Genomic DNA, 25345 nt, shown 5'->3' on the forward strand with positions numbered 1-25345 from the left:
GGCGAGCCGGGCGCCCCGTCCCGCGGGGAGGCCCGGGCTCGCCGTCGTGACGGATGCCGAGCCGTGGCGCGCGGTCAGCGCGCGGCGAGCAGTTCCAGCGTGTCGATGACGCGGTTGGAGAAGCCCCACTCGTTGTCGTACCAGGCGACCACCTTGACGTGGCGGCCGTCGACGCGGGTGAGGGCCGAGTCGAAGATGGACGAGGCCGGGTTGCCGGTGATGTCGGAGGAGACCAGGGGGTCCTCGGAGTACTCGAGGACGCCGGCCAGCGGGCCCTCGGCCGCGGTGCGGTAGGCCGCCAGGATCTCGTCGCGGGTCACGTCGCGGGCGACCGTCGTGTTGAGCTCGACGATGGAGCCGACCGGGACCGGCACGCGGATCGAGTCGCCGGACAGCTTGCCGTCGAGGCCGGGCAGGACGAGGCCGATCGCCTTGGCGGCGCCGGTCGTGGTCGGCACGATGTTGACGCCGGCGGCGCGGGCGCGGCGGGCGTCGCGGTGCGGGCCGTCCTGGAGGTTCTGCTCCTGCGTGTAGGCGTGCACGGTGGTCATGAACCCGTGCTCGATGCCCGCGAGTTCGTCGAGGACGGCGGCGAGCGGCGCGAGGGCGTTGGTCGTGCACGAGGCGTTGGAGACGACCGTGTGCAGCTCCGCGTCGTAGGCGTCGGTGTTGACGCCGTAGGCGAGCGTGACGTCGGCGCCGTCCGACGGCGCGCTGACGAGGACCTTGCGTGCGCCGGCGTCGAGGTGGGCGCGGGCGGCCTTGGCCGAGGTGAAGCGGCCGGTGGACTCCAGCGCGAGGTCGACGCCGAGTTCGGCCCAGGGCAGCTGCGCCGGGTCGCGCTCGGCGAGCACCTTGATGCGGCGGCCGTCGACCACGAGGGTGTCGCCGTCGACGCTCACCGGGCGGCCGAGGCGGCCGGCCGTGGAGTCGTAGGCGAGCAGGCGGGCGAGGGTGGCGGGCTCGGTGAGGTCGTTGACGGCGACGACCTCGAGGTCGCTGTCGCGCTCGAGCAGGGCGCGCAGCACGTTGCGTCCGATGCGGCCGAATCCGTTGATGGCGATGCGAGTCATGACTGTCCCTTGTGTCCCTGTCCATGTCCGTGCGGTACGTCTCCAGCCTCGCGTGCGGGGGCCCGGTCGTGGCCGTGGCGTGAGCGCCATGGTTCGCAAGGATCGCGCCAAGCCCGGCGGACGGCGGACTACTCGCCTCGGGTGAAGGTGCGCCGGTACTCGCTGGGCGTCGTGCCGAGGATGCGCTGGAAGTGCATGCGCAGGTTGGCTCCGGTCCCGAGCCCGACGTCGTTCGCGATCTGCTCGACGCTCCGCCCGGAGCGTTCCAGCAGCTCGCGGGCCCTGTCGATGCGTGCGCGCATGACCCACTGCATCGGTGTGTATCCGGTGTCCTCGACGAAGCGCCGCGAGAAGGTGCGCGGTGAGACGGCCGCGTGCTGGGCGAGGGTTTCGAGGCCGAGGGGTTCGTCGAGGCGGTGCAGGGCCCATTCGCGGGTGGCTGCGAACCGCTCCCCGAGCGGCTCGGGCACGCTGCGTGGCACGTACTGCGCCTGGCCGCCGCTGCGGTAGGGGGCCGCGACCAGACGCCGGGCCGCGTGGTTGGAGGCGGCCACCCCGAGGTCGGCGCGCAGGATGTGCAGGCACAGGTCGATGCCCGACGCGGCGCCGGCCGACGTCAGCACGCTGCCCTCGTCGACGAACAGGACGTTCTCGTCGACCTGGACACGCGGGTGCTTGCGGGCGAGGGCGCGGGTGTAGTGCCAGTGCGTCGTGGCGCGCTTGCCGTCGAGCAGACCCGTCGCGGCGAGCGCGAACGCGCCCGTGGAGATCGCGGCGAGCCGCGCGCCCCGGTCGTGGGCGGCGACCAGCGCGTCGACGACGGCCTGCGGCGGATCGTCGCGGTCCGGGAACCGGTAGCCGGGCACGAACACGATGTCCGCCCAGGCGAGCGCGTCGAGGCCGTCGGCGACGTGGTACGCCAGTCCGTCACCGCCGGTCACCAGGCCGGGCGCCGCCCCGCACACCCGCACCTCGTACGGCATGCTCCGGCGGGTGGTGAACACCTGCGCGGGGATCCCGACGTCCAGCGGCTTCGCGCCCTCGAGCACCAGGACGGCGACGCGTTGCAGGCGGGAGGAGGACACGAGGACAGGGTACGAGGGGTGCGCAGTCCAGCCGATCATCCGGAGCCGAGCCGCACCCTTCCTCGGGTGATCTCGGCCGACCTCTTCGGGTGTTCACGGCCCGACCTCTTCGGGTGTTCACGGCCCGACTTCTTCGGGTGTTCACCGGCGACTTCTTCGTGCGTTCACGGCGAATCGCTCAGTTCACGGCCGTCAGGGTGCCGGCCCACTCCTTCGTCGTGGCCACCTCGCCGCGGCGGTTGAGGACCGCGGTCATCAGGGTGTGGTGCAGGTCGGGGTCGGGGTCGGCGCACGCGTCGGACAGGACGGTGACGCGGTGGTCCAGGTCGGCCGCCTGCAGGGCGGTGGACAGGACGATGCCGCCGGTGGCGATGCCGGCCAGGACGAGGTGGTCGATGTCCTGGGCGGCGAGGATCTGCTGGAGGTTGTTGCCCGCGAAGGCGCTGACGCGGTTCTTGTGCACGACGATCTCGTCGCCGCGGGGCGCGACGTCGGGGTGGATGGCGGCACCGGGGTCGTCGGCGGTGAACAGGTGGGTGGGCAGGCCGCCGAAGATCTTGTTGCGGGGGTGGGCGTCGACGTGGCCGGGACGGAGCTGGAGGGCGACGTGGATGACGGGGACGCCGGCGGCTCGGGCCGTCTCCAGCGCCCGTACGGCGGCGGGGAGGTAGTCGTCGGGGACGTGGCCGAGGTTGCTGAGCTGGAGGTCCATGGAGAGCAGGGCGGTGCGGGGCATGGAAGGGCCTTTCGGTACGGGTGCGGAACGGCTGCGCCTGCGGAACGGCTATGACGTGCTGGTGCGTTCGGCCACGTCGGCCGACGGGCGTCGCAGGCTTCGGTCGAAGACGGTGACGAGGAGGTACAGGGCCCCGGCGCCGAGCATGATCCAGGCGAGGTGGTGCATGCCGGAGGTGCTGGCGCGCTGCCCGAAGGACGCGGCGGTGGCGGAGGAGGCGACCATCGAGCCCAGGTAGGCGAAGGTCCGCAGCAGACCGGCGGAGGAGGCGGTGCGCCGGGGGTCGGACTGGAAGTACACGGAGTTCTGCAGTGCCAGGCCGTTGGCGCCCTGCGGCACACCGAAGATCACCGCCAGGACGAGCAGCGTCCATACGGCACTGCCTTCGGTGAGGGTCAGCATCAGGACGCAGGCGGCGATCTGGCCGGCGCCGCCGAGCAGGAGCTTTCCGAGGACTCCGGTGCTCCGGCCGACGGTGACGGAGACGCCGATGCCCACCAGGAACATCGGTATCTGGACGAGCCCGGCGTGGAAGGGCGTGAGCCCGTAGCTCTCCTCCGTCCACTGGGTGAAGCCGTAGAGGAAGGCGTAGGAGACGACGTACGCCACCAGTGCGCGCCCGTAGGTGGCGAGCAGGGCTGGGTTGCCGCCGAGTACGCGCAGGTCGATGAAGGGGGTCCTGGCGCGCAACTCCCGTACGGCGAAGGCGGTTGCGGCGGCGACGGTGATCACCGGGAGGTACCAGGTACCGGCGTGCAGGTTCATCAGGAACAGCAGGAGTGAGAACAGCATGGCCGCGAACAGGGCCATGCCCGGCAGGTCGATCTGCGCGGCCAGGCGGCCCCGGACGGCAGCCGTGCCGGTGCTGGGCTGCCTGGGCAGGCGCAGCGCGCCGAGGGTGACCGCGACGGCGGCGAGGGGGATGTTGAGGGCGAAGGTGGAGCGCCAGCCGCCCAGGCCGATCAGCAGGCCGCCGAGCAGGGGGCCGGCCACGGCGATGGTCTGGTTGGCGACCGCCAGCGCGGTCAGCACGCCGGCGGGACTGTCCTGCCCGGTCCGTGCGGCCTCGGTGCGCAGCAGGGCCATGGCGGCGGGGTAGCCGGCGCAGGTGCCGAAGCCGAGCAGGACCCGGGCCGCGATCAGGACGCCGAGGCCGGGGGCGAGGGTGCCGACGACACCGGCGACTCCGACGAGGCTGGTGCTGAGGAGGAAGAGGCGGCGCGGGCCGAAGATGTCGATCAGGCGGCCGACGATCGGCTGCCCGAGGGCGGTGGCCAGATAGAGGGCCGAGACCAGCCAGGCGGTCTGCGAGGGCGGCGCTCCGAACGCGGCGCCGATGGGCACGAGGGCGACCGCGATGACGGTGGAGTTGACCGGGTTGAGGACCGAGCCCAGCATCATCGGGGGTATGAGCCGGCGGTCGAAGCCCGCCTTCCCGATGTCACCGCGCGCCGTGGTGGTCCGGTCAGTCATGGACGAGTCGCTCCAGTACGGCCATGGCCGCGATCACGGTCTGCCGCTCTTCCTCGGTGCACTTGTGCTGCAACTGGCCGGCGAGCCATTCGCCGCGGGCCGCTCTGCCCTCCTCGGCCCGCCGGCGGCCCTCGGCGGTGAGTGCGATGAGCATGCGCCGGCCGTCGCCGGGGTCCCGGTGGCGTTCGACGAGGCCCAGGCCGTCCAGCGCGCCGACCGTGCTCGCCATCGACTGGTGGCGCATGCCCTCGATCGCGGCGAGATCGCTGACCGTGAGCCCCTCGGTGTTCGTCAGGCGGGCCAGCACCGACGCCTGGGTGAGGCTGATGTCCCCGGTGTCCGCGGCCGCGCGGATACGGCGGCGCAGGCGCCCGACGACCGACCGCACGTCCTGCGAGGCGCGGAGGGCGGAAGCCGACGGTTCGGCGTGTGCACTCATGACCTCCACCCTAGAACCGTCAGTTCAAGCTGTCCAGTTTACCTGCGCAGATGACCTGCACAACTGGCGGCTGGAGCGGGACAGGTGAACGCCGGTCCACTTTCTTGTGTCACTCTCACCCCCTTCGGGTGAACCGAACGCGCCCGATCCCCCCTCTACATGATGTAGTAGGCAATTGTGGAGAGGGCGGACATGAGCACCCAAGGCGTCGACACCGACCTGCGGCGGCGCGACGCGCCCTCGTCCGTCGGCGGCCCACTGCGGGCTGCTCCCTACGACGCGCCCCGGCAGTGGCACCGGGGCATGACGCTGATCGCCACGATCAGTCTGTTCATCGGCACCCGCGCCGCCTGGACGCAGGCGATGCTCGACCATCCGCCCGTCGCCGCGGTCATCTCCGTCTGCTACGCCGGGATCCTCGTGTGCGGGGTGTTCACCCTGGCCGTGCGGAGCCGGCGGGCCCTGGCCCGGGTCGACGTCGCCGTCCTGGTCCTCGCGATCGCCCTCGTGCTCTGCGGGTACTGGCTGAGCCACGGCGGCACGGACGAGGGAAGGCTGACCGCGCAGGCCGCGGACCAGATCTGGCACGGCCAGCCGGTCTACGGACAGCCCTGGCCCTGGCTGTTCGGCACCTCCAGCTCCGGCCTGACCAAAACCATGTCAGGCGGAGCGGACCTCACCTACGGCTATCCGCCGCTGACCGCCCTGCTCGCCGCACCGGTCCACGCCGTGCTGCACTCGGTGGCGGCCGCCACCCTCGTCACCACCGGCGCGCTGATCGCCGGCGCGGTCGCGCTGTGGCTGCTCGTGCCGGCCCCCTGGCGGTCGGCGGCCACCGCCGTGTGCCTCGGCTTCGGCATCCTGCCGGGCTACGCCCGCTCCGGATACCCGGCCATCGTCGCGCTGGCCCTCCTCGTGCCGGTGGTGGTCCGCTGGCCGGCCACCGGCGCGAGCGGGCGGCTGGGACGGGGCGGAGTGCTGCGGGCCGTGTGCCTGGGTGCCGCCTGCGCCGCCCAGCAACTCGCCTGGTTCTTCACCCCGTTCCTGCTGATCGGCCTGTACGCGGTGCGGCGCTCCGACCTCGGGGCCCGGCCCGCGTCGGCCCTGGTGGCCCGGTTCGCCGGCGTCGCCGCGCTGACCTGGGCGGGCGTCAACGCCTACTTCGCCGCCCGGGGCTTCTCCGCCTGGCTGCACGGACTGCTGCTGCCGATCACGCAGAAGGCGATCCTGCACGGCCAGGGCCTGATGGGCATCTCCTACTACTTCACCGCCGGCAGCAGCCGCCTCGACTACTACTCGTACGCCAGCATGCTGCTTCTGGCCGGTCTGCTCGCCGCGACCGTGCTGTTCGCCCGGCGGCTGGGCACGGCCATCACCGTCCTGCCATGGCTGTCCTTCTACCTGGCCACCCGTTCCCAGGACGGCTACTTCCTGATGATGACCCCGCTGTGGCTGGCGGCCGCGGCGACCGTCCCTGCCTCCTCGCTGGCCCACGCCTGGCAGCCCCGGCTCCCCCGCGTCACCGGCCGCCACGCCAAGGCCGCCGTCGCCGCGGCTCTCGTCGTCCCGGCCCTGCTGTGCGCCACCGTCGCCGCCGCCAGCCCGCCTCCGCTGCGCCTGACGCTGGCCCCCCACGTCAGGGGCCGGGCGCACACGACCCTGACGGCCGTGACGGTACGTGCGGTCAACACGACGGGCACCGCCCTCACCCCGCACTTCGCCAGCCGCGTCGGACAGGGCGCCTCCAACTGGTGGACGATCACCGGCGGTCCCGCCACACTCGCCCCGCACAGCAGCGCGGTGTACGTCGTGCGCCCGCCCGGCGGCCACCGCCCCCTGCCCCACGGACGTCAGCGCATGTACCTCATCGCGGTCACCGGAACGCCGATGACGATCAGCAACGCGCGCATCGAGGCCACCGGGTAGCCGTTCAGGTGCACGGCCGGGCGAGTCCGTGGTCGTAGGCGAAGATCACTGCCTGGATGCGGTCGCGGGCGCCGATCTTGGCCAGGACGCGGCCGACGTGGGTCTTGACGGTGGACTCGGACAGGACGAAGCGGGTGGCGATCTCGCCGTTGGTCCAGCCCTTGCCGATGGCGACCAGGATCTCGCGCTCGCGGTCGGTGAGGGAGCCGAGGCGTGGGTCCTGGCCGGAGTCCGCCCGGTGGGCGGGGACGTAGCGTGCGAACTCGTCCAGGAGGCGGCGGGTGAGGGCGGGCGCGATGACCGCGTCGCCGCCGGCCACGGCCCGGATGCCGGCGAGGAGTTCCTCGGGGCGGGCGTCCTTGAGCAGGAAGCCGCTGGCGCCGGCGCGGAGGGCGGCGTGGACGTACTCGTCGACGTCGAAGGTGGTCAGCACGAGGACGCGTGAACGCTCGCCCGCGGCGACGATGCGGCGGGTGGCCTCGATGCCGTCCATGCCGGGCATCCGGACGTCCATCAGGACGACGTCGGGGCGCAGTTCGGCGGCCTTGCGGACGGCCTCGGCGCCGTGCGCGGCCTCGCCGACGACATCGGTCTCGGGGACGGACTCCAGCAGCATGCGGAAGCCGTAGCGTTGCAGCGGCTGGTCGTCGACGACGAGCACGGTGGTCACCGGACACCGCCCTGGGGGGTCAGGTCGAGGACGGCCTCGACGCTCCAGCCTCCACCGCCCGCCGGTCCCGCGTTGACGGTCCCGCCGTAGAGGGCCGCCCTCTCCCGCATGCCCACCAGGCCGTGTCCCTCCTCGTGCGGCCCGGGCGTTCGGTCCGGGCCGGTGTCCTGGACCCGGATGGTCAGCCGGGCCTCCGTCTCGACGATCGCCAGGTGCACCCGGGCTTCGGTGTCGGCGTGCTTGAGGGTGTTGGTGAGAGCCTCCTGAACGATGCGGTACGCCGTCAACTGCACCCCGCTGTCGAGGGCGTCCACGTCGCCGGAGGTCCGGTAGACGACCTCCCGTCCGGCGGCGCGCACGGTGGCGCACAGGGCGTCGACGTCCGCGAGGCCGGGCTGCGGGCTGAGTTCGGGCCCGCCCGGGGCGGCGTCCGCCGGCTCGCGCAGGACACCGAGCACGCGCCGCAGCTCACCGAGGGCCTGCCGGCCGGTGTCGCCGATGAGCTGGAGGGCCTCCTTGCCGCGTTCGGGTGCGGTGTCGGTGGCGTAGGCGCCCGCGTCGGCGAGCGTGATGATGACGGAGAGGTTGTGGCCGACGATGTCGTGCATCTCGCGGGCGACACGGGTGCGCTCGGTGGCCGTGGCCAGCCGGCTGCGCTGGTCGCGCTCGATCTCCAGGCGGGCGGCCCGCTCACGCAGTCCGGCGAGCTGGGCCCGGCGGACGCGGATCATCAGACCGAGCGCGACGGCCGCGGTCGTGGTGCTCAGCAGGAAGAACAGCGCGTCCCAGACGGATACGGTCGGGGACACCCGTACGGCGACCAGCACCATGGCGCCCGCGGTGGTGGCGCAGGCCCACGGCAGCTGCCGTAGCCGCCCGTGCAGGGTCAGGCTGTACAGCGCGACGAAGAGGGCGACGTCCGCGCGCAGCGCCGCGCCGAGGGACCACTGCAGGACGAACACCGCGGCGATGACGGCGAAGGCGGCCACGGGCCTGCGCCGCCGCCACAGCAGGGGCAGGACGAGTCCCGCCTGCAGGGCCAGCATGCCCGCGACGGGCAGCTGGGTGAAGGCGAGCCGGAAGCGGCGCGGGCCGTCGCCGTCGCCGGTCCCGCCGTGCAGCAGGTCCGCCAGGCAGAACATCAGGAAGACCACGGCCACGACCGCGCTGTCCAGCACCCAGGGGCGATTCCGGTCGGCCTGCCGCAACCGCCGGCCGCCCCGGGAGAGCCGGGCGACCAGCGGTCCCATCCCGCTGAGGTCTTCGGTGGTCACGGATGTCACCTGTTCATGGTGCGGGGTGCGTCGACGGCGCGGGGTGTGGTGGCGGTGCCGGGCGTGGTCATGGTGCAGGGCGTCAGACGTCGCTGCGTGCCATCCGGTACGCCGCGCCGCCCAGCGCCAGTGCCGTCCAGCACAGGAAGACCAGCATTCCGGCGCCCGGCGACAGGGTGGTCGAATCGTGGGTGAGGGCGAACATCGACTCTCCGGCGTTGGAGGGCAGATAGGGGCTGATGTCGTCCTGCCAGGAGCTCGGCAGCAGCGAGACCAGTCCGGGGATCAGCATGAGGGTGGCCACCAGCACCGAGATCCCGCCGGCCACCGACCGCAGCAGCGCGCCCAGCGCGACGCCGATCACGCCGACCAGGCCGAGATACAGCCCGGCGCCCAGCAGGCTGCGCAGAACACCCGCGTGCGAGAAGGTCATGGCCGCGGGCGTGCCCGACACGATCCCGCTGCCGAAGAAGAAGGCGACGAACGCCCCGAGCGCTCCCAGCACCAGAGCGACAAGACCGTACGCGGCAGCCTTGGACCACAGCACGGGCAGCCGGCGTGGCACCGCCGCGAGCGTCGAGCGGATCATGCCGGTCGAGTACTCCCCCGCCGTGATCAGCACGCCGAGGACGCCCAGGGCCAGCTGGGCGAAGTTCGTGCCGAAGAGGGACAGGCTCACGGCCGTGGAGCGTGCGAAGTCCCGGTCCATGTGGTCGGAGCCGATGCCCGACTTGTAGCGGCTGGAGGCGATCAGCCCGAAGGCGACCAGGAACAGCAGGCCGAGGCCCAGGGTGATCCAGGTCGAGCGCAGGGACCACAGCTTGGCCCACTCCGAGGACAGCACACGCCGTCCGGTCACCCGGTACGCGGGCCGGGCGGGGGCGGTCCTGGGCTCCTCGGCGGTCGCGGTGAGGGTACTCATGCCGGCCTCCCGACGGTCTCGATCCCGGTCGTGCCGTGGTACTCCACGGCATCCCTGGTCAGCTCCATGAACGCCTCCTCCAGCGACACCGACCGGGCGGTCAGTTCGAACAGCGGGATTCCGTGCTCAGCCGCCGTCAGCCCGATCTGGCGGGCGGTCAATCCCGTCACGTGCAGTTCCTCGGAACCGATACGGCCGGTGATGTCGACGCCGGGCCCGGCCAGTACGTCCCGCAGCCGCGCCGGGTCCTGGGTCGCGACCGTCACCGTGTCGCCGCCGGCTTCGCGGACGAGGTCCCCCACGGTCGTGTCGGCCAGCAGCCGCCCCCTGCCCACGATGATCAGGTGGTCCGCCACCAGGGCCATCTCGCTCATCAGGTGCGAGGAGACGAACACCGTGCGGCCCTCGTCGGCGAGCGCCTTGAGCAGGTTGCGGATCCAGAGCACGCCTTCGGGGTCCAGCCCGTTGACCGGCTCGTCCAGCATCACCGTCTGCGGATCTCCGAGGAGCGCCGCGGCGATGCCCAGCCGCTGGCCCATGCCGAGGGAGAAGGCACCGGCCCGCTTCTTCGCCACACTGCCCAGCCCGGCGAGGTCGATGACCTCGTCGACGCGGCGGCGCGGAATGCCGTGGGTCAGCGCCAGGGCTCTGAGGTGGTTGTAGGCCGAGCGGCCCGGGTGGACCGACTTCGCCTCCAGGAGGGCACCGACCTCCTGCAACGGTGCCCGGTGGCGGGCGTAGCGCTGTCCGTTCACGGTGACGGAGCCGCTGGTCGGGGCGTCCAGGCCGACGATCATGCGCATGGTCGTGGACTTGCCGGCGCCGTTGGGCCCCAGGAATCCGGTCACCGTGCCCGGCTTCACGTCGAAGTCCAGCCCGTCCACGGCCGTCTTCTCGCCGTACCTCTTGGTCAACTGCCGTGCGTCGATCATGCGCGCTCTTCCTGTCGGCCTGCGGCGTCGGTCGCCTGCGGCACCTCACGACCAAGCTAAGAGCCGGATCACCCCAGACCGGTGGTACCGGGAGGCTGGATTGCGCCGGGCGGGTGGTACCGCGGTACTACGCGGGGCCGGGCGGACCTGTGCCCGGCCTCGGCACCGCCCGCTCGCACCGTCAGCGGTCACGCCGTGACGTCGCGCTGGATGTCCTTGCGGGAGGCGGCCAGGTAGCCCACGAAGCCGAGGATGGCCACGGTCCAGGACAGCGTGACCGGCCCCAGGCCCAGGGCGAGCCCGCCGCGGCCGTGGCCGACGGCCATCCAGTCGGCGACGGAGGCGCCGAGCGGGCGGGTGATGACGTACGCCGCCCAGAACGCGGTCACCGCGTTCAGGCTCCCCCAGCGGTGCGCTACGGCCGGGACGGCGATGGCGGCGGCGTACAGGACGGCGGAGCCCAGGTAGCCCAGGCCGATCGTCGCGGTGAGGTCACCGGCGGCGGTGCCCAGTGCGAACGTGGCCAGCACGGCGGCCCAGTAGAAGGCCTCGCGGCGCCGCGTGTGGATGCTGTGGATGGACAGGGTGCCTTCGCTGCGGTGCCACAGGACGAAGACGACGGCGAGCGCGGCCAGGAAGAACGGGGTCGAGAGCATGTAGGGCACGCCGAGCCCGACGTGCAGGACGTCGGCGGCCATCGTGCCGAACACGCTGACCATCACGATCGCCGTCCAGTAGATCCAGGCCACGTAGCGCCGGACGGCGAACTGCACCGCCAGGGCGGCCACCAGGGCGACGCCGCCCAGTCCGACCGCGGGAATCGGCCCGAGCAGATGGGCCAGGAAGTCGGAGGCCGTCTCGCCCATCCCGGTCGTCAGTACCTTGATGATCCAGAAGTAGACGGTCACCTCCGGCACCTTGCTCGCCGCGTGTCGTACGTGGCGCATGGGTCGGTCGTGCATGAGGTGATCTGTCGTCATGCGGGGCACGATGGCACGGCCCCCGGTGATCACCCCAGACCTCTTTGCCATTGTTTTGGCGCTTCTGGAGAGTGAGTTGGCCAAGGCTCCACCGGACCTGAACGCAACCTGAACGTCGAGGCGTGTGCGCTGTTCAGCGGGGCGCGGCGGGTGTTATCCACGCTTTCGCGGCGGGTCTGCCGGCCACGTGGCGACACCGCCGAAGCGCGGCAAGACCGTGGAGATCACCGGGCTGAACGAGCCCAGCGCCCGGGTCCACGGGACGCTCAGCGGGGAGCTGAGCGGGAGCCACTGAACCGGGAGCCGCCAAGAGGCCGCGATGACTTTCGCCGTGGCCTTCGGTCTGCAACTCCGACACGTGACCAGCCGCACGCTAGGAGATCACCGTGACCGCCACCTACACCTTCGACGTCTTCTGCAGCCTCGACGGCTTCGGCGCCGCCGGCGGCAACTGGACCGGCTACTGGGGCAAGCAGGGCCCCGAGCTCCTCGACCACCGCCTCGGCCTGTACGGCGAGAAGCAGCGGATGGTCTTCGGAGCCAACACCTACCGGGCGTTCGCGCAGATGCTGGCCTCCAGCACCGAGGAGTCCGAGGTGCGCGATCCATGGGTCACCCGGATGAGGAACATGCCGGCCACGGTGGTGTCGTCCACCCTGGAAGGAGACCTCGACTGGCCGGACGCGACCGTCGTCGGCGGCGACGCCGTCGACGTCGTCGCCCGGCTCAAGGAGGAGTCCGACGTGCCGTTGCGCTCGCACGGCAGCCTGTCGATGAACCGGGCGCTGATGGCCGCCGGCCTGGTCGACCGCGTCCAGGTCACGCTCTTCCCCGTGATCACCGGCGAGACCGGCCTCGACCCGGTCTTCGGGAATGCGGCCGACTTCGACCTCGAACTGCTCGAGAGCCGCACGCTCGACCGTCACATCCAAGAACTCGTCTACCGGCCCACCCTGCACGTCTGAGGTGTTCGGGCGAGGGACCCCATGCGTCTTGCGGGCTGGTCGCCCGCGAGGTGATGTGCCCGACGGCGCTCACACCTCTCCCAGCCCCCTACGCCCTCTCCGAGGCCCTCTTCCAGGCCGCCTCACGCAACAGCCGCAGGCCGTTGAGCCCGACGATGACCGTGGATCCCTCGTGGCCCGCGACACCCAGGGGCAGCGGCAAGGTCGCGGTCAGGTCCCAGGCCACCAGGCCCGCGATGAAGACGCCGGCGATGACCAGGTTCTGCACGACCAGCGCGCGGGCCCGGCGGGACAGGGAGATCACGGCGGGGACGGTGGCGAGTTCGTCGCGGACGACCACCGCGTCGGCCGTCTCCAGCGCGAGGTCGGAGCCCGCGCGGCCCATGGCGACGCCGGTGTGGGCGGCGGCGAGGGCCGGGGCGTCGTTGACGCCGTCGCCGACCACCAGCACCTTACGGCCCGTGTCCGCCAACTCCCGTACGGCGGCCACCTTGTCCTGCGGCAGCAGCCCGGCGCGCACCTTCTCGATGCCGGCTTCGGCGCCGAGGCGGGCAGCGGCGCGCCGGTTGTCGCCCGTCAGCAGCACGGGTGCGATCCCGGTGAGGGACGTCAGCCCGGAGACGGTGGCGGCGGCGTCGGGGCGCAGCCGGTCCGCGATGCCGAGCACGCCCACCGGCCTGCCGTCTGCGGTGACCAGGACGGCGGTCCGCCCGCCGTCCTCCAGTTCGGCGGTCAGCACCGCGGCGCGGGCGGAGTCCGCGTCGCTCGCGCCCTGGAGCAGCCGGGCCGGTGCGCCGACCGCGACGACCTGATCCTCCACGGTGGCACGCACTCCGACGCCGGGCGTGGAGGCGAAGTCCCAGGCCACCGGCAGGGCGAGCCCGCGCTCGTGCGCCGCGTCCACGACCGCGCGGGCCAGCGGGTGTTCGCTCGGGTGCTCCGCGGCGGCCGCCAGAAGCAGAACCTCGTCCGGGCCCGCGGCGGTCAGCGGCCGGACGTCGGTGACCCGCGGGGTGCCCTCGGTCAGCGTGCCCGTCTTGTCGAGTGCCACGGCGTCGACCTGTCCCAGACGCTCCATCACCACGGCCGACTTGACCAGCACCCCGTGCCGTCCCGCGTTGGCGATGGCCGACAGCAGGGGCGGCATCGTCGCGAGCACGACCGCGCACGGCGAGGCCACGATCATGAACGTCATGGCCCGCAGCAGCGCCTGCGTGAGCACCTCCCCGAACGCGAGCGGCACCAGGAAGACGGCGAGCGTGGCCGCCACCATGCCGAGCGAGTAGCGCTGTTCGACCTTCTCGATGAACAACTGCGTCGGCGCCTTGGTCTCCGACGCCTCCTCCACCATCCGCACGATCCGGGCGATCACCGAGTCGGAGGCGTCCCGTTCGACGCGGACCCGAAGCGCGCCGGTGCCGTTGAGCGTCCCGGCGAAGACCTCGTCGCCCTTCTCCTTGACCACCGGCAGCGGTTCACCGGTGATGGTCGCCTGGTCGACGTCGCTCGCCCCGTCCAGCACCCGGCCGTCCGCGCCGACGCGCTCGCCGGGCCGTACGAGAATCGTGTCGCCGACGGCCAACTCCGCGACGACGACGGTCTTTTCGCCGCTGTCGGCGTCGAGGCGCGTGGCGGTGGCGGGTGCGAGGTCCAGCAGGCCGCGTACGGAGTCGGCCGTGCGGGCCGTGGCGAGTGCCTCCAGCGCTCCGGACGTGGCGAAGATGACGATCAGCAGCGCGCCGTCCATCACCTGCCCGATCGTCGCCGCCCCGAGCGCGGCGACGACCATCAGCAGGTCGACGTCGAGGGTCTTCGCCCGCAGCGCCGTCAGCCCCGCCCGGCCCGGCTCCCAGCCGCCGGTCACGTACGCGAGCGCGTACAGCGCACCCCACGCCCACACCGGCGCGCCCGTCAGCTGCAACGGCAGTGCGAGCAGGAAGAAGACGGTGGCCGCGAGCGCCCAGCGCGCCTCGGGCAGCGCGAGGACGCGGGTGCGGCGCCTCGGGGGGCCACCTGAGGACGCGGGCGCGGCCAGTTCGGCGGACGGCTGGGAGACGGTGGTTGTCATCGGGGCGGAGGCCCTTCGCGAACGGAGGCATGGCGAACAGCGGTCGGCCGGGTTTCCGGCACCGCACTCTCCACCGTACAGGACCACATGAAGACTCATTCATGTGTTCATGGCTCACGCTCCGTAGGATGAGCGCCATGGGCCACGGAGCTGACGCCAAGACCACCACCGCCACCGCGCGCGAGCGCCTGGAGAGCGTGGGTGCCGCCGACGTGGCCACCACGCTCCAGGCCCTGGCCACCCCGTCCCGGCTGCGGATCCTGGCCCGCCTCCAGGAAGGCCCGTGCGCGGCGACCGAACTCGCCGACGCCGTCGGCATGGAACAGTCCGCCTGCTCCCACCAGCTGCGCCTGCTGCGCAACCTCGGCCTGGTCACCGGTGAGCGCCGCGGCCGCTCGGTCATCTACGCCCTCTACGACAACCACGTCGCCGAACTGCTGGAGCAGGCCCTCTACCACGTCGAGCACCTGCGCCTCGGCCTGCGCGACACCCCGGACGAAGCCCCGTCCACGGTGAGCGGCACCGGCTGACGCACCCTCGAAGGGGACCGAGTCGCAGCCCCCTGTCCGGGTACCCGCCGGGTAGTCGCCATCCACCCCATCACCCCTACAACGTGTAGGGTTCTCTGTGTCCTGCAAGGCGTGGGGCGGGGCGGATGGTGAGCACACGGGAAGAAGCATGGACAAAGCGCGGGCGCCCCGATCATGCGTCAAGCCCTCGTCCGTCCGCCCTCCCCGACCGACCACCGCATCGCGTACGGTGAACCACCCCTGCCTCGGGCATCGCGGACCTCGGGCCGGCGCTTCCTCGGACTGCGCCGTGCAAGCGGTCCGGCATGCGGCCACCCACCGCGTGTCCCGTCCCCAGCTGTCCCGAACCCACCGCTCACTCCCCAAGGTGACCGCCAGTCATGTCCGTTCAGCAGCAGTCAGCACCGATCCCCCGCCGGCGCACCGCTCCCGAACAGCCGTCCGCCCCGTCCCAACTACGAGCGAGGGCAGCCGCGTTCACCGTCTGGTACCTGCGGCTCATCGCCCTCGTCAACATCGCGGCGGTCATGTCGGTGCCGTTCCGGCGCGAGGTCGCCGAGCACAACACCGGCCGGATCTACGCCTCCCACAGCGCCCACCGGTTCCACGCGCACCACGCGGGTGAGTTCTTCACGCCGTACCTGGCCACGGCCGGCCTGGTCTCGGCGGCGCTCGCCATCTTCCTGTCGCTGGTGATGCGGCGCGGGAAGCGGGCCGCCTGGGTGGTCAACATGGCCCTGGCCGGGCCGCTGTTCCTGATCTACGCCGTCGCACTCACCCAGGACCCCTACCGCGCGCACCTCTTCAACTGGGTGTCGGCCCTGCTCACCGGCCTGTTCGTGGCCGCGCTGGTGATCGGGCGCCGCAACTTCGAAGCGGTCGGGGACCCGTCCAACCCGAAGCTGGCGGTCGCCGTCGGCGCGGGCGGCCTCCTGGTCAGCGGCGCGATCGGCACCCTGCTGGTCGGTGCGACCAACACGCTGCAGGGCTCCACCCTCTTCGACAAGGTCGCGTACACGCTGCTGCGGGGCATCAGCGTCGGCCCGCTCGCCGACCGTGTGTCGGCCGTGCACTCACCACGCTGGGTGGACGTCGTCATCAACATCATGATGGCGGCGAGCTTCTGCCTCGTCCTGTACGCCGGCTTCCGCTCGCCGCGCGGCCGCGAACTGCTCGGCGAGGAGGACGAGGAGCGGCTGCGCGCGCTGCTCGACCGGCACGGCGAGCGCGACTCCCTCGGCTACTTCGCGCTCCGCCGGGACAAGGCCGCCATCTTCTCCCCCAGCGGCAAGGCCGCCGTCACCTACCGGGTCGTCGGTGGCGTCAGCCTCGCCTCGGGCGACCCGATCGGCGATCTTGAGGCATGGCCCGGCGCCATCGACGCCTGGCTCGCCGAGGCCCGCCGGCACGCCTGGACGCCCGCCGTGATGGGCGCGAGCGAGGAGGGCGGGGGCGTCTACGCCCGGCACGGCCTGGACGCCTTGGAGCTGGGCGACGAAGCCATCGTGGACGTCGCCGACTTCACCCTGGAAGGACGCGCCATGCGCGTCGTACGGCAGGCGCACAACCGGGTGCGGCGGGCCGGGTACACCGTGCGCATCCGCCGTCACGCCGACATTCCCGACGACGAGATGGCCACGCTGATCGACCGGGCCGACGACTGGCGCGACGGCGCGACCGAGCGCGGCTTCTCCATGGCGCTCGGCCGCATCGGCGACCCGGGCGACGGGCGCTGCGTGATGCTGGAGTGCCGGGACGCCGAGGACCGGCCGCGGGCGCTGCTGAGCTTCGTGCCGTGGGGCGAGCGCGGGCTGTCGCTGGACCTGATGCGCCGCGACCGGGCCTGCGAGAACGGCCTGATGGAGTTCATGGTCGTCGAACTTCTGCTGCACGCCGAGGAGTTGGACGTACGACGGGTGTCCCTGAACTTCGCCATGTTCCGTGCCGTCTTCGAGCGCGGTGCTCGGCTCGGCGCCGGGCCGGTGCTGCGGCTGTGGCGCTCGATCCTCACCTTCTTCTCCCGCTGGTGGCAGATCGAGTCCCTCTACCGCGCCAACGCCAAGTACCGGCCCGTGTGGGAACCCCGCTATCTGCTGTTCGCCAAGAGCGCCGACATCCCGCGCATCGGTCTGGCCAGTGCCCGTGCCGAGGGCTTCCTCACCCCGCCGCGCCTGCCCCGGCTGGTGAACCGCCGTTCCCCGGAGGCGGCGCAGCCGGACCGGGCACACGAACCCCTCACGCCGTAGGGTTTCGACATGGCAGGCACATCTCCCCGTGGCGGTGGGGAACGGCGCATCGCCGGCGCGCTGGAGAGCGAGGTCCTCGCCACCCTCTGGGCGACCGAGGACACGCTGTCCCCGGCCGAGATCCAGGACCGGCTGGGCGGCGACCTCGCGTACAACACCGTGCACACCATCCTCAAGCGTCTGTACGACAAGGGGCTGGTGCTGCGGGATGTCGCCGGGCGGCGCGGCGCGTACCGCCCGGCGAAGAACGCCGCCGAGGTGACGGCCGAGGCCATGCGTCAGGCCCTGGACCGCGGGCCCGATCCGATCGCCGCGCTGCAGCAGTTCGTCAACGGGCTGACCCCGCGGGAGGAGCAGGCACTGCGCGACCTGCTCGACGAGGAGCCGTAAGGGTCCCCGTAGGCGGGGAGCCGTAGGGGTCCTCGTGGGCGCGGCGCCATCGCATCTGCACCCGTACCCCGACAAGACGTAGGGTTGAAGAACGGAGTCAGGGGCATCCCGGCCCCGCAGGAGCGGCGGCCGCTCCTGCGGGTAGCACACGGGGCGCCGGCTTCCGCACCGGGATGACCCCGGCGCGCACTCCGAGCTGGGAACGGGCCGATGGGAGACTTCGGACAGCAGGCGTCCCGGGTCGGACGCCGGACCGTACTGCTGGCGGTGGGCGGCCTGGCGTTCGGCGTCGCGGGCTGCTCCGCGTCGCGCCCGCACCCCACCGCTTCGGGCACCCGGCGCACAGAGGCGCCGAGACGGCAGCCGTCCGCCGGCGGCAGCGCTCCGCCCGCACTCCCCCGTGCCGCGGCCTGGCATCCCAGCCCCCATGACGTCGATCCGCAGGTCAAGCTCCGTGCCGTCCAGCTCGTCGAGGCACTCGGCAGCTGGCACACCGGGGAACACGGCATGGTCGCGGCCCGGCGCCGGGTGTCCGCCCTCGGGCTCGATCCGGGCCTCGCGGGGCCCGCCGCGCCGCTGCTCGCCTCCGCCGACGAGGCGGTTTTGCGGGTCGTGGACGCCCAGTACGGCGGCATCCTGGCGGACACGGGCAGCGTGCTGGTGGTCTGCCGGCAGTGGACCCGCCGGGGAGGCACCGTCACCGCGGGCGGAACCACGGTGGACGTACGGCTCAGCCGCGCGCGGCCGCGGTGGACGGTCACCGCGCTGCACCCGGCCGCCCCCGGCCCGGCGGTGTCGTCCCTGCCCGCGGCCGCGCGCAAGGTGCTGGACGACTCACGCATCGAACTGCCGCCCGCCGCACGGGCCGACGTGCGCAGCGGGCACATCCACCCCACCGCCCTGGGGGCGCTGCGGGAGCTGGCGGGCACGTATCGGATGTACGTGAGCGTGATCCGCTCGGGCCATCCGCTGTACGTCTTCGGCACCTCCCGCCGCAGCGACCACCCGCGCGGCCGGGCGTTCGACGTCTGGCAGATCAACGGCCGCTCCGTGGTCGACCCGGCCACCCCGCGCCGTCTGGTCGAGTCGTTCATGCGGGACGCGGCGGCGGTCGGCTCCTACAACGTCGGCGGCCCGGTACTGCTGAGCGGCGGCGCCCCGGGCCACTTCTTCAGCGACCCCACCCACCACGACCATGTCCACGTCGGCTTCACCACCTGACCGGCCACCGGGCAGCCCCTCCCGTCGCGCCCGGCGCGCGCTGACGGGCGAGATCGTGAGGTTCGCCGCGGTGGGCGGTCTCGGCGTGGTGGTGAACTTCGCGGTGTTCAACCTGTGCCGCGCGCTCACGTCGCTGCCCGTGGTGCGGTGCAGCGTCATCGGCACCGTCGTGGCGCTGCTCGTCAACTACCTGGGCTTTCGCTACTTCGCCTATCGCGACCGCGACAAGCGGCGGCCGGCCCGTCAGTTCACGCTGTTCGTCGTGTTCAGCGTCGTCGGCCTGGTCATCGAGAACGGCGTGCTGTACGCGGCGACGTACTGGTTCGGCTGGGACAGCGCCGTACAGAACAACTTCTTCAAGGCCGTGGGCCTCGTGATCGCCACCGGGTTCCGTTTCGCGGTGTACCGGACCTGGGTGTTCCGGCCGCGCAAACCCGAGGACGAACACGGTCGCAGCCCGGCGACAACTCCCAGCGTGACGCGGTGATGCAGGTCACAACCACGGACCTGTCACAGGTCATGGGCCGGCCTGGTCAAACGTGTGTATCCGCATCACGACCAGGAGATCACCGTGGAATCACGTCTCAACTTCTTCACCCACCCCCTCGCGGGCAAGGTGCTGCGGCACATCAACTCCGCCAACAAGGTGGTCGCCGACTCGACCCTGCCGCATGCCACGCAGGAACTGGTGAAGATCCGCGCCAGTCAGATCAACGGCTGCGGCTACTGCACCGACATGCACACCAAGGACGCCACAGCCGCGGGTGAGACGCAGCAGCGCCTCAACCTCGTGGCGGCATGGCGGGAGGCCACGGTGTTCACCGAGGCCGAGCGCGCCGCGATGGAGCTGGCGGAGCAGGGCACCCGCATCACGGACGCGGCCGGAGGCGTCCCGGACGAGGTCTGGGAGAACGCCGCCAAGCACTTCGACGAGGACCAACTCGCCGCGCTGGTCGGCCTCATCGCGATCATCAACGCCTACAACCGCGTGAACGTCATCACCCAGCAGCCCGCCGGGGACTACCAGCCCGGCATGTTCGGCTAGCCCGCACCTTCCTCCGCGCCCGACGAAGAACGAACCCCACGGGCGCGGGGGCCGCGGCGGCCGCCGGATGGTAGGCATGAGCGGTGATCGGTCGCCTCCCGCTCGACGAGCAGCTCGCCGCCCTCAAGTCCGCGCTGTCCCGCAACGAGGTGCTGCTGGAGGTGCTGGACCGGGCGGCCGCCTTGAACCTTCCCAACTGGTACCTCACGGCGGGCTACTTGTTCCAGACCGTCTGGAACGTGGTCACGGACAGGCAGCCCACCAGCGGCATCAAGGACTACGACGTCTTCTACTTCGACGACCGCGACCTGTCGTGGGAGGCGGAGGACGCCGTGATCCAGGCTTCCCGCGAGGCGTTCTCCGGGCTGCCGGCGGAGGTCGAGGTCCGCAACGAGGCCCGCGTCCACCTCTGGTACGAGCAGAAGTTCGGCGTCCCGTGCGCGCCCTACACGTCCACCGAGGCGGCCGTCGACAGCTTCGCGGCAACCACGTGCTGCCTGGGCGTACGGCTGGAGCCGGGCGGTTCGTGGCGCGTCTACGCGCCGCACGGGCTCTCCGACGTGTTCAACCTCGTCGTACGCCCCAATCCGGTGCTCGCCCCGCGCGAGGTGTACGAGGCGAAGGCGGCACGCTGGCAACAGCACTGGCCCGAGCTGACCGTGCTCGACTGGCCGGCGGCATCGACGAGCCCGCCGGCACCGGGCCTGGACAACCGCACCGCATGAAACCTCAGGCGCGTTTCTCGTTGTCCGCGACCACACTCGATGCTCCGAACGCCCATCGGACGGCACGCCACCGGCGGAGCCAGGCTGTCGTTCCGGACGGAGCCGTTGCCCCCCGGGGGGCGCGAGTGTCTCCGCCTTCCAGCCTCAGGCCGATGTAGCGCGCGCCGTCCGTGGCACGGTCAGACGACGGGACGCGGTGCTCGCAGGTGGGCCCTGCGGGCCAGTTCCTCCTCGTCGACGAGGGTGAGCATCGGCCGGCCGGGGGCGCAGAGCATGGTCACGATGAAGCGGCAGGGCACATCCGTGCGGGCGTTGCCGTCCTGGTAGTGGATGACGTCGCCGCCCGGCTCCCAGAAGGTCTCCCCCGCCCTGACCACGCGCTCGGGCTCACCCTCCAGCTCGAACCGCACCTCGCCCTCGACGACGTAGCCGAAGGCCGGCCCGGAGTGGCGGTGCGGGGGCGTGCCCGGGTCACCGGGCGGCCACTCGACCAGGATGGTCATGCCGGATGCGCCCTCGGGGACGAAGAGCGGCTTCGCGTCCTGCAGCATCTTCGCCGCCGTCTGCCAAGTCCCGGACTGGCGCTGTCCGTTGGTGTTGTCTGCCGACTGTGTGTCAGGCACTGAGCTGCACCTCCATGAGTACGCCCCGGGACGAGGGAATCGCCGCAGGGCGGGAGAACGGTTCCGCAGTGTTGACCGGACACACTGTGTGGTTGTGACACCTTCCTCCGGCCGCCGCGTCGCACGCCACGGTGGCGGAGGTGGGAGCGGCCCCACCTGAGTGACAGCTTGTAGCATGGTGATCCACTTCTGGAGGACTCACATGCGCGCCGGAGAAGACCCAGACTCCCTCGACCAGGCAACGAGGGAATTCCTGGCCGCGCGCCCCCAGCTGTTCGGCATCGCCTACCGCGTGCTGGGCAGCGCCACCGAGGCCGAGGACATCGTCCAGGAGGCCTGGCTGCGCTGGCAGAGGGCCGACCGCGCGGAGATCCTGGACCCGACCGCGTTCCTGGCCACGGTCACGTCCCGGCTGGCGATCAACCTCGCCCAGTCCGCGAGGAAGCGGCACGAGACGTACACCGGCCCCTGGCTGCCCGAGCCGGTCGACACCAGCAAAGATCCGCAGCTGGGCGCGGAACGGGCGGAGGCGCTCGACCTGGCGGTGCTGTTCCTCCTGGAGAAGCTGAACCCCGTGGAGCGCGCGGCCTACGTCCTGCGGGAGGCGTTCGACTACCCGTACCGGCAGATCGCGGAGATGCTGGAGACGAGCGAGGCCAACACGCGCCAGCTGGTCAGCCGCGCCCGCAAGCATCTGTCGAAGGAACGCAAGGAGCCCGTGAGCACCGAGGCCCACCGGCGGCTGCTGGAGGTGTTCCTCGCCGCGGCGCAGACCGGCAACCTGTCGGTCCTGGAGGACGTGCTCACCGCGGACGTGGTCAGCTACACCGACGGCGGAGGAATGCGCGGAGCGACCAGGATCCCGGTCGTCGGACGTCTGCACGTCTCCAAGTACCTCGCCGCCTTCGCGCCGCGCTTCTGGCCGCGGTCGGACGTCCGCTGGGTCGAGGCGAACGGCAGGCCGGCCGTCCTGGTCACCACCGGCGGCAAGGCCGTGGCCCTGCTCAACATCGAGGCGTCGGAGCGCGGCATCGAGCGCGTCATGTGGGTCATGAACCCGGCGAAACTGGCGCCCTACGTGGCCTCGCTGGAGAGCTGAGAGTCACTCTCCCACGCCGTGGAGGGCGTGCCCCCGGCACAGGCTGTCCGTCGCCGTCGGTGTCCTGCTCGCGGGCGCGGTTGAGGTGCTGGGCCACCAGCACCGCCGCGCGGATCGTGGCGGAGTTCGACGGCTGGGCGCCGGAGCTCACCGCGCCGGTCACCGACAGCGACACCCCCGCCGGTCCTGCGCCCGACGTGCTGCCGCAGGTGCGCGGTGGCAGAAGCAGCGGAGCGGTGTCACAGTTACCTCGTCGCCCCGGTCGTACTGAAGGAAACAGATGACAACCCTGGCGACCGGAGATGACCGTGGCCCTCACCGAACAACGTCTTTCCACCATGGTGCTGGTGATCGGCACCGGAGGCGCCGGCCTGCGTGCGGCGATCGAACTGGCCGAGGCCGGGGTCGACGTGCTCGCGATCGGCAAGCGTCCCAAGGACGACGCCCACACGGCGCTCGCCGCCGGAGGCATCAACGCGGCGCTGGCCACCATGGATCCCGAGGACAGCTGGCAGCAGCACGCGGCGGACACGCTCAAGGAGAGCTATCTGCTGGCCGATCCCCGGACCGTGCAGATCGTCACCCAGGGCGCCGCCCGCGGCATCGACGATCTCGAGCGCTATGGCATGCCCTTCGCCCGGGAGGAGGACGGCCGGATCTCCCAGCGGTTCTTCGGGGCGCACAAGTTCCGGCGGACCGCGTTCGCCGGTGACTACACCGGCCTGGAGATCCAGCGCACCCTCGTCCGGCGCGCGGAGCAGCTCGCCATCCCCGTACTGGACGGGGTGTACATCACCCGGCTGCTGGTGCACGACGGCGCCGTCTTCGGTGCGTACGGCTTCGACCAGACGAACGGCAGGCGCTATCTGATCCACGCCGACGCCGTCATCCTGGCGGCGGGCGGCCACACGCGGATCTGGCGGCGCACCTCGTCACGGCGCGACGAGAACACCGGTGACTCCTTCCGCCTGGCGGTGGAGGCCGGGGCCCGGCTCCGGGACGCGGAGCTGGTGCAGTTCCACCCGTCCGGGATCATCGAGCCGGAGAACGCCGCGGGCACCCTGGTCAGCGAGGCCGCCCGAGGTGAGGGCGGCGTCCTGCGCAACGCGCTCGGGGAACGGTTCATGGCGCGATACGACCCCGAGCGCATGGAGCTGTCCACGCGTGACCGTGTGGCGCTGGCCTCCTACATGGAGATCAAGGAGGGCCGCGGGACGCCCAAGGGCGGCGTATGGCTCGACGTGTCGCACCTGCCCCGGCAGACGATCATGACGCGGCTGCCCCGCGTCTACCAGACGCTGCTGGACCTGCAGATGCTGGACATCACCCGCGAGCCGATCGAGATCGCGCCCACCGCGCACTACTCGATGGGCGGGGTGTGGGTACGGCCCGAGGACCACAGCACCGACGTACGCGGCCTGTATGCCATCGGCGAGGCCTCCAGCGGGCTGCACGGGGCCAACCGGCTCGGCGGGAACAGCCTCATCGAGCTGCTGGTGTTCGGCCGGCTCACGGGCCGGGCGGCGGCCGCGTACTCGGAGTCCCTGACCGCGCAGCGCCGGTCGGCGTCGGCGATCGCCGAGGCCCGCGCGGAGGTCGACGAACTGCTGGCCGCCGACGGGACGGAGAACGTACGCGCCCTGCAGCGCGCCCTGCGCAACACCATGACCGAGCACGCCGGTGTCGTACGCAACGAAGAGGGGCTGCGCGCCGGGCTCGCGGAACTCGCGGAGATCGAGAGGCGGATGGAGGACGTCGGCGTGCACCCGGACATCGCCGGCTATCAGGACCTCGCGCACGCCTTCGACCTCAAGTCCGCCGCTCTGGCGGCCCGGGCCACCCTCGAATCGGCCCTGGAGCGTCGCGAGACACGCGGCTGCCACAACCGCAGCGACTTCCCCGGCCAGGACCCCGCGCTCCAGGTCAATCTCGTGTGGTCCCCGAACACCGGCGTCACCCGCGAGAGCATTCCGGCCGTCCCGGACGAGATCTCCTCTCTGATGCAGGAGATCTCGACGGAAGGAAAGCTCGCCGAGTGACCCCGTCACACATGGCGGACCTGTCCGGTCTCTCTTGATGCAGAGCGAATTGCTTCCCCAAGAAGAATCCGAGAGGAATCCGTCATGAAGATCGTAGTGATCGGTGGCACCGGGCTCATCGGCTCGAAGCTGGTCGGCAAATTGAAGGAGCACGGGCACGAGGCGGTTGCGGCGGCGCCCAACACCGGCGTCAACACGCTGACCGGCGAGGGGCTGGCCGAGGCGCTGGAGGGGGCGCCGGTCGTGGTCGACGTGTCCAACTCCCCCTCCTTCGCGGACGATGCGGTCATGGAGTTCTTCCGCACCTCCACCACCAACGTGCTGAAGGCGGAGGCGGAGGCGGGTGTGCGACACCACGTGGCGCTGTCTGTGGTCGGCACGGACCGTCTCCAGGAGAGCGGCTACTTCCGCGCCAAGCAGGTCCAGGAAGACCTGATCAAGGCGTCCGGCATCCCGTTCACCATCGTCCACGCCACCCAGTTCTTCGAGTTCGCGAAGGGACTGGCCGACGGGGTCACCGAGGGCGACACCGTGCGCCTGCCTGCCGCCAAGATCCAGCCCATGGTCTCCGACGACGTGGCCGCGGCCGTCGGCCGCGCCGCGGTGGGCGACCCGGTGGGCGGCGTGGTGGAGGTCGGGGGGCCGGAGGCGTTCGAGCTCGAGGAGTTCGTCCGCATGGGGCTCTCCGCCGTGGGCGACCCCCGCAAGGTCGTCACGGACCCCCAAGCGCGTTACTGGGGTGCCGAGTTGGAGGAGAACACCCTCCTGCCGGGTCCTGACGCGCACCTCGCTGGAACCAGGTTCGCGGACTGGCTCGCACAGCAGCAGTAGCAGTGGCGCCAAACCCTCGAAGGGGGCCCCCGCCGGAAGGCGGGGGCCCACTT

24 protein-coding genes are annotated in these 25345 nt (G+C 71.8%); 12 read left to right on the forward strand and 12 right to left on the reverse strand.

Annotated features, from left to right (window positions below; all coding sequences use genetic code 11):
• Positions 1–74: 74 nt before the first annotated feature.
• The 5 genes from gap to ACIBN2_RS18075 all read right to left on the reverse strand — a co-directional run bounded on the left by gap (position 75) and on the right by ACIBN2_RS18075 (position 4806).
• A complete protein-coding gene (gene gap, locus ACIBN2_RS18055) occupies positions 75–1073 on the reverse strand; it encodes a type I glyceraldehyde-3-phosphate dehydrogenase (protein WP_399135438.1) in 999 nt (332 codons plus the stop codon).
• 128 nt (positions 1074–1201) lie between these two features.
• Positions 1202–2158 (reverse strand): GlxA family transcriptional regulator, encoded by a 957-nt coding sequence (locus ACIBN2_RS18060; protein WP_399135439.1) that lies wholly within the window; start codon positions 2156–2158, stop codon positions 1202–1204.
• Positions 2159–2336: 178 nt separating this feature from the next.
• Entirely contained in the window at positions 2337–2894 is a 558-nt protein-coding gene (locus tag ACIBN2_RS18065; protein ID WP_399135440.1) for a cysteine hydrolase family protein, read from the reverse strand.
• A gap of 48 nt (positions 2895–2942) precedes the next feature.
• Positions 2943–4367 carry an MFS transporter gene (locus ACIBN2_RS18070; protein WP_399135441.1) on the reverse strand — a complete coding sequence of 475 codons (1425 nt, stop codon included), beginning with the start codon at positions 4365–4367 and terminating at the stop codon, positions 2943–2945.
• Positions 4360–4806, reverse strand: coding sequence for a MarR family winged helix-turn-helix transcriptional regulator (locus tag ACIBN2_RS18075; protein WP_399135442.1), 447 nt, complete (start codon positions 4804–4806; stop codon positions 4360–4362). The genes ACIBN2_RS18070 and ACIBN2_RS18075 overlap by 8 nt, the downstream gene beginning before the upstream one ends.
• 192 nt (positions 4807–4998) lie before the next feature.
• On the opposite strand from ACIBN2_RS18075, the gene ACIBN2_RS18080 reads away from it, so the two are divergent.
• Complete coding sequence (locus ACIBN2_RS18080) at positions 4999–6732, forward strand: hypothetical protein (protein WP_399135443.1); 1734 nt, start codon at positions 4999–5001, stop codon at positions 6730–6732.
• Between the two features lie 4 nt (positions 6733–6736).
• Here ACIBN2_RS18080 and ACIBN2_RS18085 read toward each other — a convergent pair whose 3' ends face one another.
• The 5 genes from ACIBN2_RS18085 to ACIBN2_RS18105 all read right to left on the reverse strand — a co-directional run bounded on the left by ACIBN2_RS18085 (position 6737) and on the right by ACIBN2_RS18105 (position 11510).
• Positions 6737–7402, reverse strand: coding sequence for a response regulator (locus ACIBN2_RS18085; RefSeq protein ID WP_399135444.1), 666 nt, complete (start codon positions 7400–7402; stop codon positions 6737–6739).
• Positions 7399–8652: a sensor histidine kinase gene (locus ACIBN2_RS18090; RefSeq protein WP_399135824.1), complete on the reverse strand. Its 1254-nt coding sequence runs from the start codon at positions 8650–8652 to the stop codon at positions 7399–7401. The genes ACIBN2_RS18085 and ACIBN2_RS18090 overlap by 4 nt, the downstream gene beginning before the upstream one ends.
• Before the next feature lie 106 nt (positions 8653–8758).
• A complete protein-coding gene (locus ACIBN2_RS18095) occupies positions 8759–9598 on the reverse strand; it encodes an ABC transporter permease (protein WP_399135445.1) in 840 nt (279 codons plus the stop codon).
• Positions 9595–10530 (reverse strand): ATP-binding cassette domain-containing protein, encoded by a 936-nt coding sequence (locus tag ACIBN2_RS18100; RefSeq protein ID WP_399135446.1) that lies wholly within the window; start codon positions 10528–10530, stop codon positions 9595–9597. The genes ACIBN2_RS18095 and ACIBN2_RS18100 overlap by 4 nt, the downstream gene beginning before the upstream one ends.
• A 188-nt stretch (positions 10531–10718) precedes the next feature.
• Complete coding sequence (locus ACIBN2_RS18105; protein ID WP_399135447.1) at positions 10719–11510, reverse strand: hypothetical protein; 792 nt, start codon at positions 11508–11510, stop codon at positions 10719–10721.
• 386 nt (positions 11511–11896) lie between these two features.
• Here ACIBN2_RS18105 and ACIBN2_RS18110 point away from each other — a divergent pair, with 386 nt between their 5' ends.
• Complete coding sequence (locus ACIBN2_RS18110; protein WP_399135448.1) at positions 11897–12475, forward strand: dihydrofolate reductase family protein; 579 nt, start codon at positions 11897–11899, stop codon at positions 12473–12475.
• 88 nt (positions 12476–12563) lie between these two features.
• Here the strand turns inward: ACIBN2_RS18110 and ACIBN2_RS18115 are convergent, their stop codons facing one another.
• A complete protein-coding gene (locus ACIBN2_RS18115; RefSeq protein ID WP_399135449.1) occupies positions 12564–14543 on the reverse strand; it encodes a heavy metal translocating P-type ATPase in 1980 nt (659 codons plus the stop codon).
• Between the two features lie 137 nt (positions 14544–14680).
• Here ACIBN2_RS18115 and ACIBN2_RS18120 point away from each other — a divergent pair, with 137 nt between their 5' ends.
• From ACIBN2_RS18120 to ACIBN2_RS18150, 7 genes are all read left to right on the forward strand, one after another.
• The gene (locus tag ACIBN2_RS18120; protein WP_399135450.1) at positions 14681–15073 is read left to right on the forward strand and encodes an ArsR/SmtB family transcription factor; all 393 of its coding nucleotides are present in this window, start codon (positions 14681–14683) and stop codon (positions 15071–15073) included.
• A 380-nt stretch (positions 15074–15453) separates the two neighbouring features.
• Positions 15454–17319 carry a phosphatidylglycerol lysyltransferase domain-containing protein gene (locus tag ACIBN2_RS18125; RefSeq protein ID WP_399135451.1) on the forward strand — a complete coding sequence of 622 codons (1866 nt, stop codon included), beginning with the start codon at positions 15454–15456 and terminating at the stop codon, positions 17317–17319.
• Positions 17320–17328: 9 nt separating this feature from the next.
• Positions 17329–17709 (forward strand): BlaI/MecI/CopY family transcriptional regulator, encoded by a 381-nt coding sequence (locus ACIBN2_RS18130; protein ID WP_399135452.1) that lies wholly within the window; start codon positions 17329–17331, stop codon positions 17707–17709.
• 210 nt (positions 17710–17919) lie between these two features.
• Complete coding sequence (locus tag ACIBN2_RS18135) at positions 17920–18930, forward strand: hypothetical protein (RefSeq protein ID WP_399135453.1); 1011 nt, start codon at positions 17920–17922, stop codon at positions 18928–18930.
• Positions 18905–19417 carry a GtrA family protein gene (locus ACIBN2_RS18140; protein WP_399135454.1) on the forward strand — a complete coding sequence of 171 codons (513 nt, stop codon included), beginning with the start codon at positions 18905–18907 and terminating at the stop codon, positions 19415–19417. The genes ACIBN2_RS18135 and ACIBN2_RS18140 overlap by 26 nt, the downstream gene beginning before the upstream one ends.
• An 84-nt stretch (positions 19418–19501) precedes the next feature.
• Positions 19502–19975, forward strand: a complete 474-nt coding sequence (locus ACIBN2_RS18145; RefSeq protein ID WP_399135455.1) for a carboxymuconolactone decarboxylase family protein — start codon at positions 19502–19504, stop codon at positions 19973–19975.
• Between the two features lie 83 nt (positions 19976–20058).
• Positions 20059–20700: a nucleotidyltransferase family protein gene (locus tag ACIBN2_RS18150; RefSeq protein WP_399135456.1), complete on the forward strand. Its 642-nt coding sequence runs from the start codon at positions 20059–20061 to the stop codon at positions 20698–20700.
• Between the two features lie 179 nt (positions 20701–20879).
• Here ACIBN2_RS18150 and ACIBN2_RS18155 read toward each other — a convergent pair whose 3' ends face one another.
• Positions 20880–21251 carry a cupin domain-containing protein gene (locus tag ACIBN2_RS18155; protein WP_399135825.1) on the reverse strand — a complete coding sequence of 124 codons (372 nt, stop codon included), beginning with the start codon at positions 21249–21251 and terminating at the stop codon, positions 20880–20882.
• Between the two features lie 274 nt (positions 21252–21525).
• Between ACIBN2_RS18155 and ACIBN2_RS18160 the strand changes: the two genes are divergently transcribed.
• The 3 genes from ACIBN2_RS18160 to ACIBN2_RS18170 all read left to right on the forward strand — a co-directional run bounded on the left by ACIBN2_RS18160 (position 21526) and on the right by ACIBN2_RS18170 (position 25292).
• Positions 21526–22422, forward strand: a complete 897-nt coding sequence (locus tag ACIBN2_RS18160; RefSeq protein ID WP_399135457.1) for an RNA polymerase sigma-70 factor — start codon at positions 21526–21528, stop codon at positions 22420–22422.
• A gap of 338 nt (positions 22423–22760) precedes the next feature.
• Positions 22761–24461, forward strand: coding sequence for an L-aspartate oxidase (locus ACIBN2_RS18165; RefSeq protein ID WP_399135826.1), 1701 nt, complete (start codon positions 22761–22763; stop codon positions 24459–24461).
• A gap of 84 nt (positions 24462–24545) precedes the next feature.
• Positions 24546–25292 carry an SDR family oxidoreductase gene (locus ACIBN2_RS18170; RefSeq protein WP_399135458.1) on the forward strand — a complete coding sequence of 249 codons (747 nt, stop codon included), beginning with the start codon at positions 24546–24548 and terminating at the stop codon, positions 25290–25292.
• Positions 25293–25345 lie beyond the last annotated feature (53 nt).

It is taken from the genome of Streptomyces sp. NPDC050534, assembly GCF_044457745.1.
Taxonomy (GTDB): domain Bacteria; phylum Actinomycetota; class Actinomycetes; order Streptomycetales; family Streptomycetaceae; genus Streptomyces.

Bases quoted from the DNA above. Each gene is read 5' to 3' on its own strand.
- gap (WP_399135438.1), bottom strand. From the start codon at position 1,073: ATGACTCGCATCGCCATCAACGGATTCGGCCGCATCGGACGCAACGTG.
- ACIBN2_RS18065 (WP_399135440.1), bottom strand. From the start codon at position 2,894: ATGCCCCGCACCGCCCTGCTCTCCATGGACCTCCAGCTCAGCAACCTC.
- ACIBN2_RS18070 (WP_399135441.1), bottom strand. From the start codon at position 4,367: ATGACTGACCGGACCACCACGGCGCGCGGTGACATCGGGAAGGCGGGC.
- ACIBN2_RS18075 (WP_399135442.1), bottom strand. From the start codon at position 4,806: ATGAGTGCACACGCCGAACCGTCGGCTTCCGCCCTCCGCGCCTCGCAG.
- ACIBN2_RS18080 (WP_399135443.1), top strand. From the start codon at position 4,999: ATGAGCACCCAAGGCGTCGACACCGACCTGCGGCGGCGCGACGCGCCC.
- ACIBN2_RS18090 (WP_399135824.1), bottom strand. From the start codon at position 8,652: ATGGGACCGCTGGTCGCCCGGCTCTCCCGGGGCGGCCGGCGGTTGCGG.
- ACIBN2_RS18095 (WP_399135445.1), bottom strand. From the start codon at position 9,598: ATGAGTACCCTCACCGCGACCGCCGAGGAGCCCAGGACCGCCCCCGCC.
- ACIBN2_RS18100 (WP_399135446.1), bottom strand. From the start codon at position 10,530: ATGATCGACGCACGGCAGTTGACCAAGAGGTACGGCGAGAAGACGGCC.
- ACIBN2_RS18105 (WP_399135447.1), bottom strand. From the start codon at position 11,510: ATGACGACAGATCACCTCATGCACGACCGACCCATGCGCCACGTACGA.
- ACIBN2_RS18115 (WP_399135449.1), bottom strand. From the start codon at position 14,543: ATGACAACCACCGTCTCCCAGCCGTCCGCCGAACTGGCCGCGCCCGCG.
- ACIBN2_RS18120 (WP_399135450.1), top strand. From the start codon at position 14,681: ATGGGCCACGGAGCTGACGCCAAGACCACCACCGCCACCGCGCGCGAG.
- ACIBN2_RS18125 (WP_399135451.1), top strand. From the start codon at position 15,454: ATGTCCGTTCAGCAGCAGTCAGCACCGATCCCCCGCCGGCGCACCGCT.
- ACIBN2_RS18130 (WP_399135452.1), top strand. From the start codon at position 17,329: ATGGCAGGCACATCTCCCCGTGGCGGTGGGGAACGGCGCATCGCCGGC.
- ACIBN2_RS18135 (WP_399135453.1), top strand. From the start codon at position 17,920: ATGGGAGACTTCGGACAGCAGGCGTCCCGGGTCGGACGCCGGACCGTA.
- ACIBN2_RS18140 (WP_399135454.1), top strand. From the start codon at position 18,905: ATGTCCACGTCGGCTTCACCACCTGACCGGCCACCGGGCAGCCCCTCC.
- ACIBN2_RS18155 (WP_399135825.1), bottom strand. From the start codon at position 21,251: ATGCTGCAGGACGCGAAGCCGCTCTTCGTCCCCGAGGGCGCATCCGGC.
- ACIBN2_RS18160 (WP_399135457.1), top strand. From the start codon at position 21,526: ATGCGCGCCGGAGAAGACCCAGACTCCCTCGACCAGGCAACGAGGGAA.
- ACIBN2_RS18165 (WP_399135826.1), top strand. From the start codon at position 22,761: ATGGTGCTGGTGATCGGCACCGGAGGCGCCGGCCTGCGTGCGGCGATC.
- ACIBN2_RS18170 (WP_399135458.1), top strand. From the start codon at position 24,546: ATGAAGATCGTAGTGATCGGTGGCACCGGGCTCATCGGCTCGAAGCTG.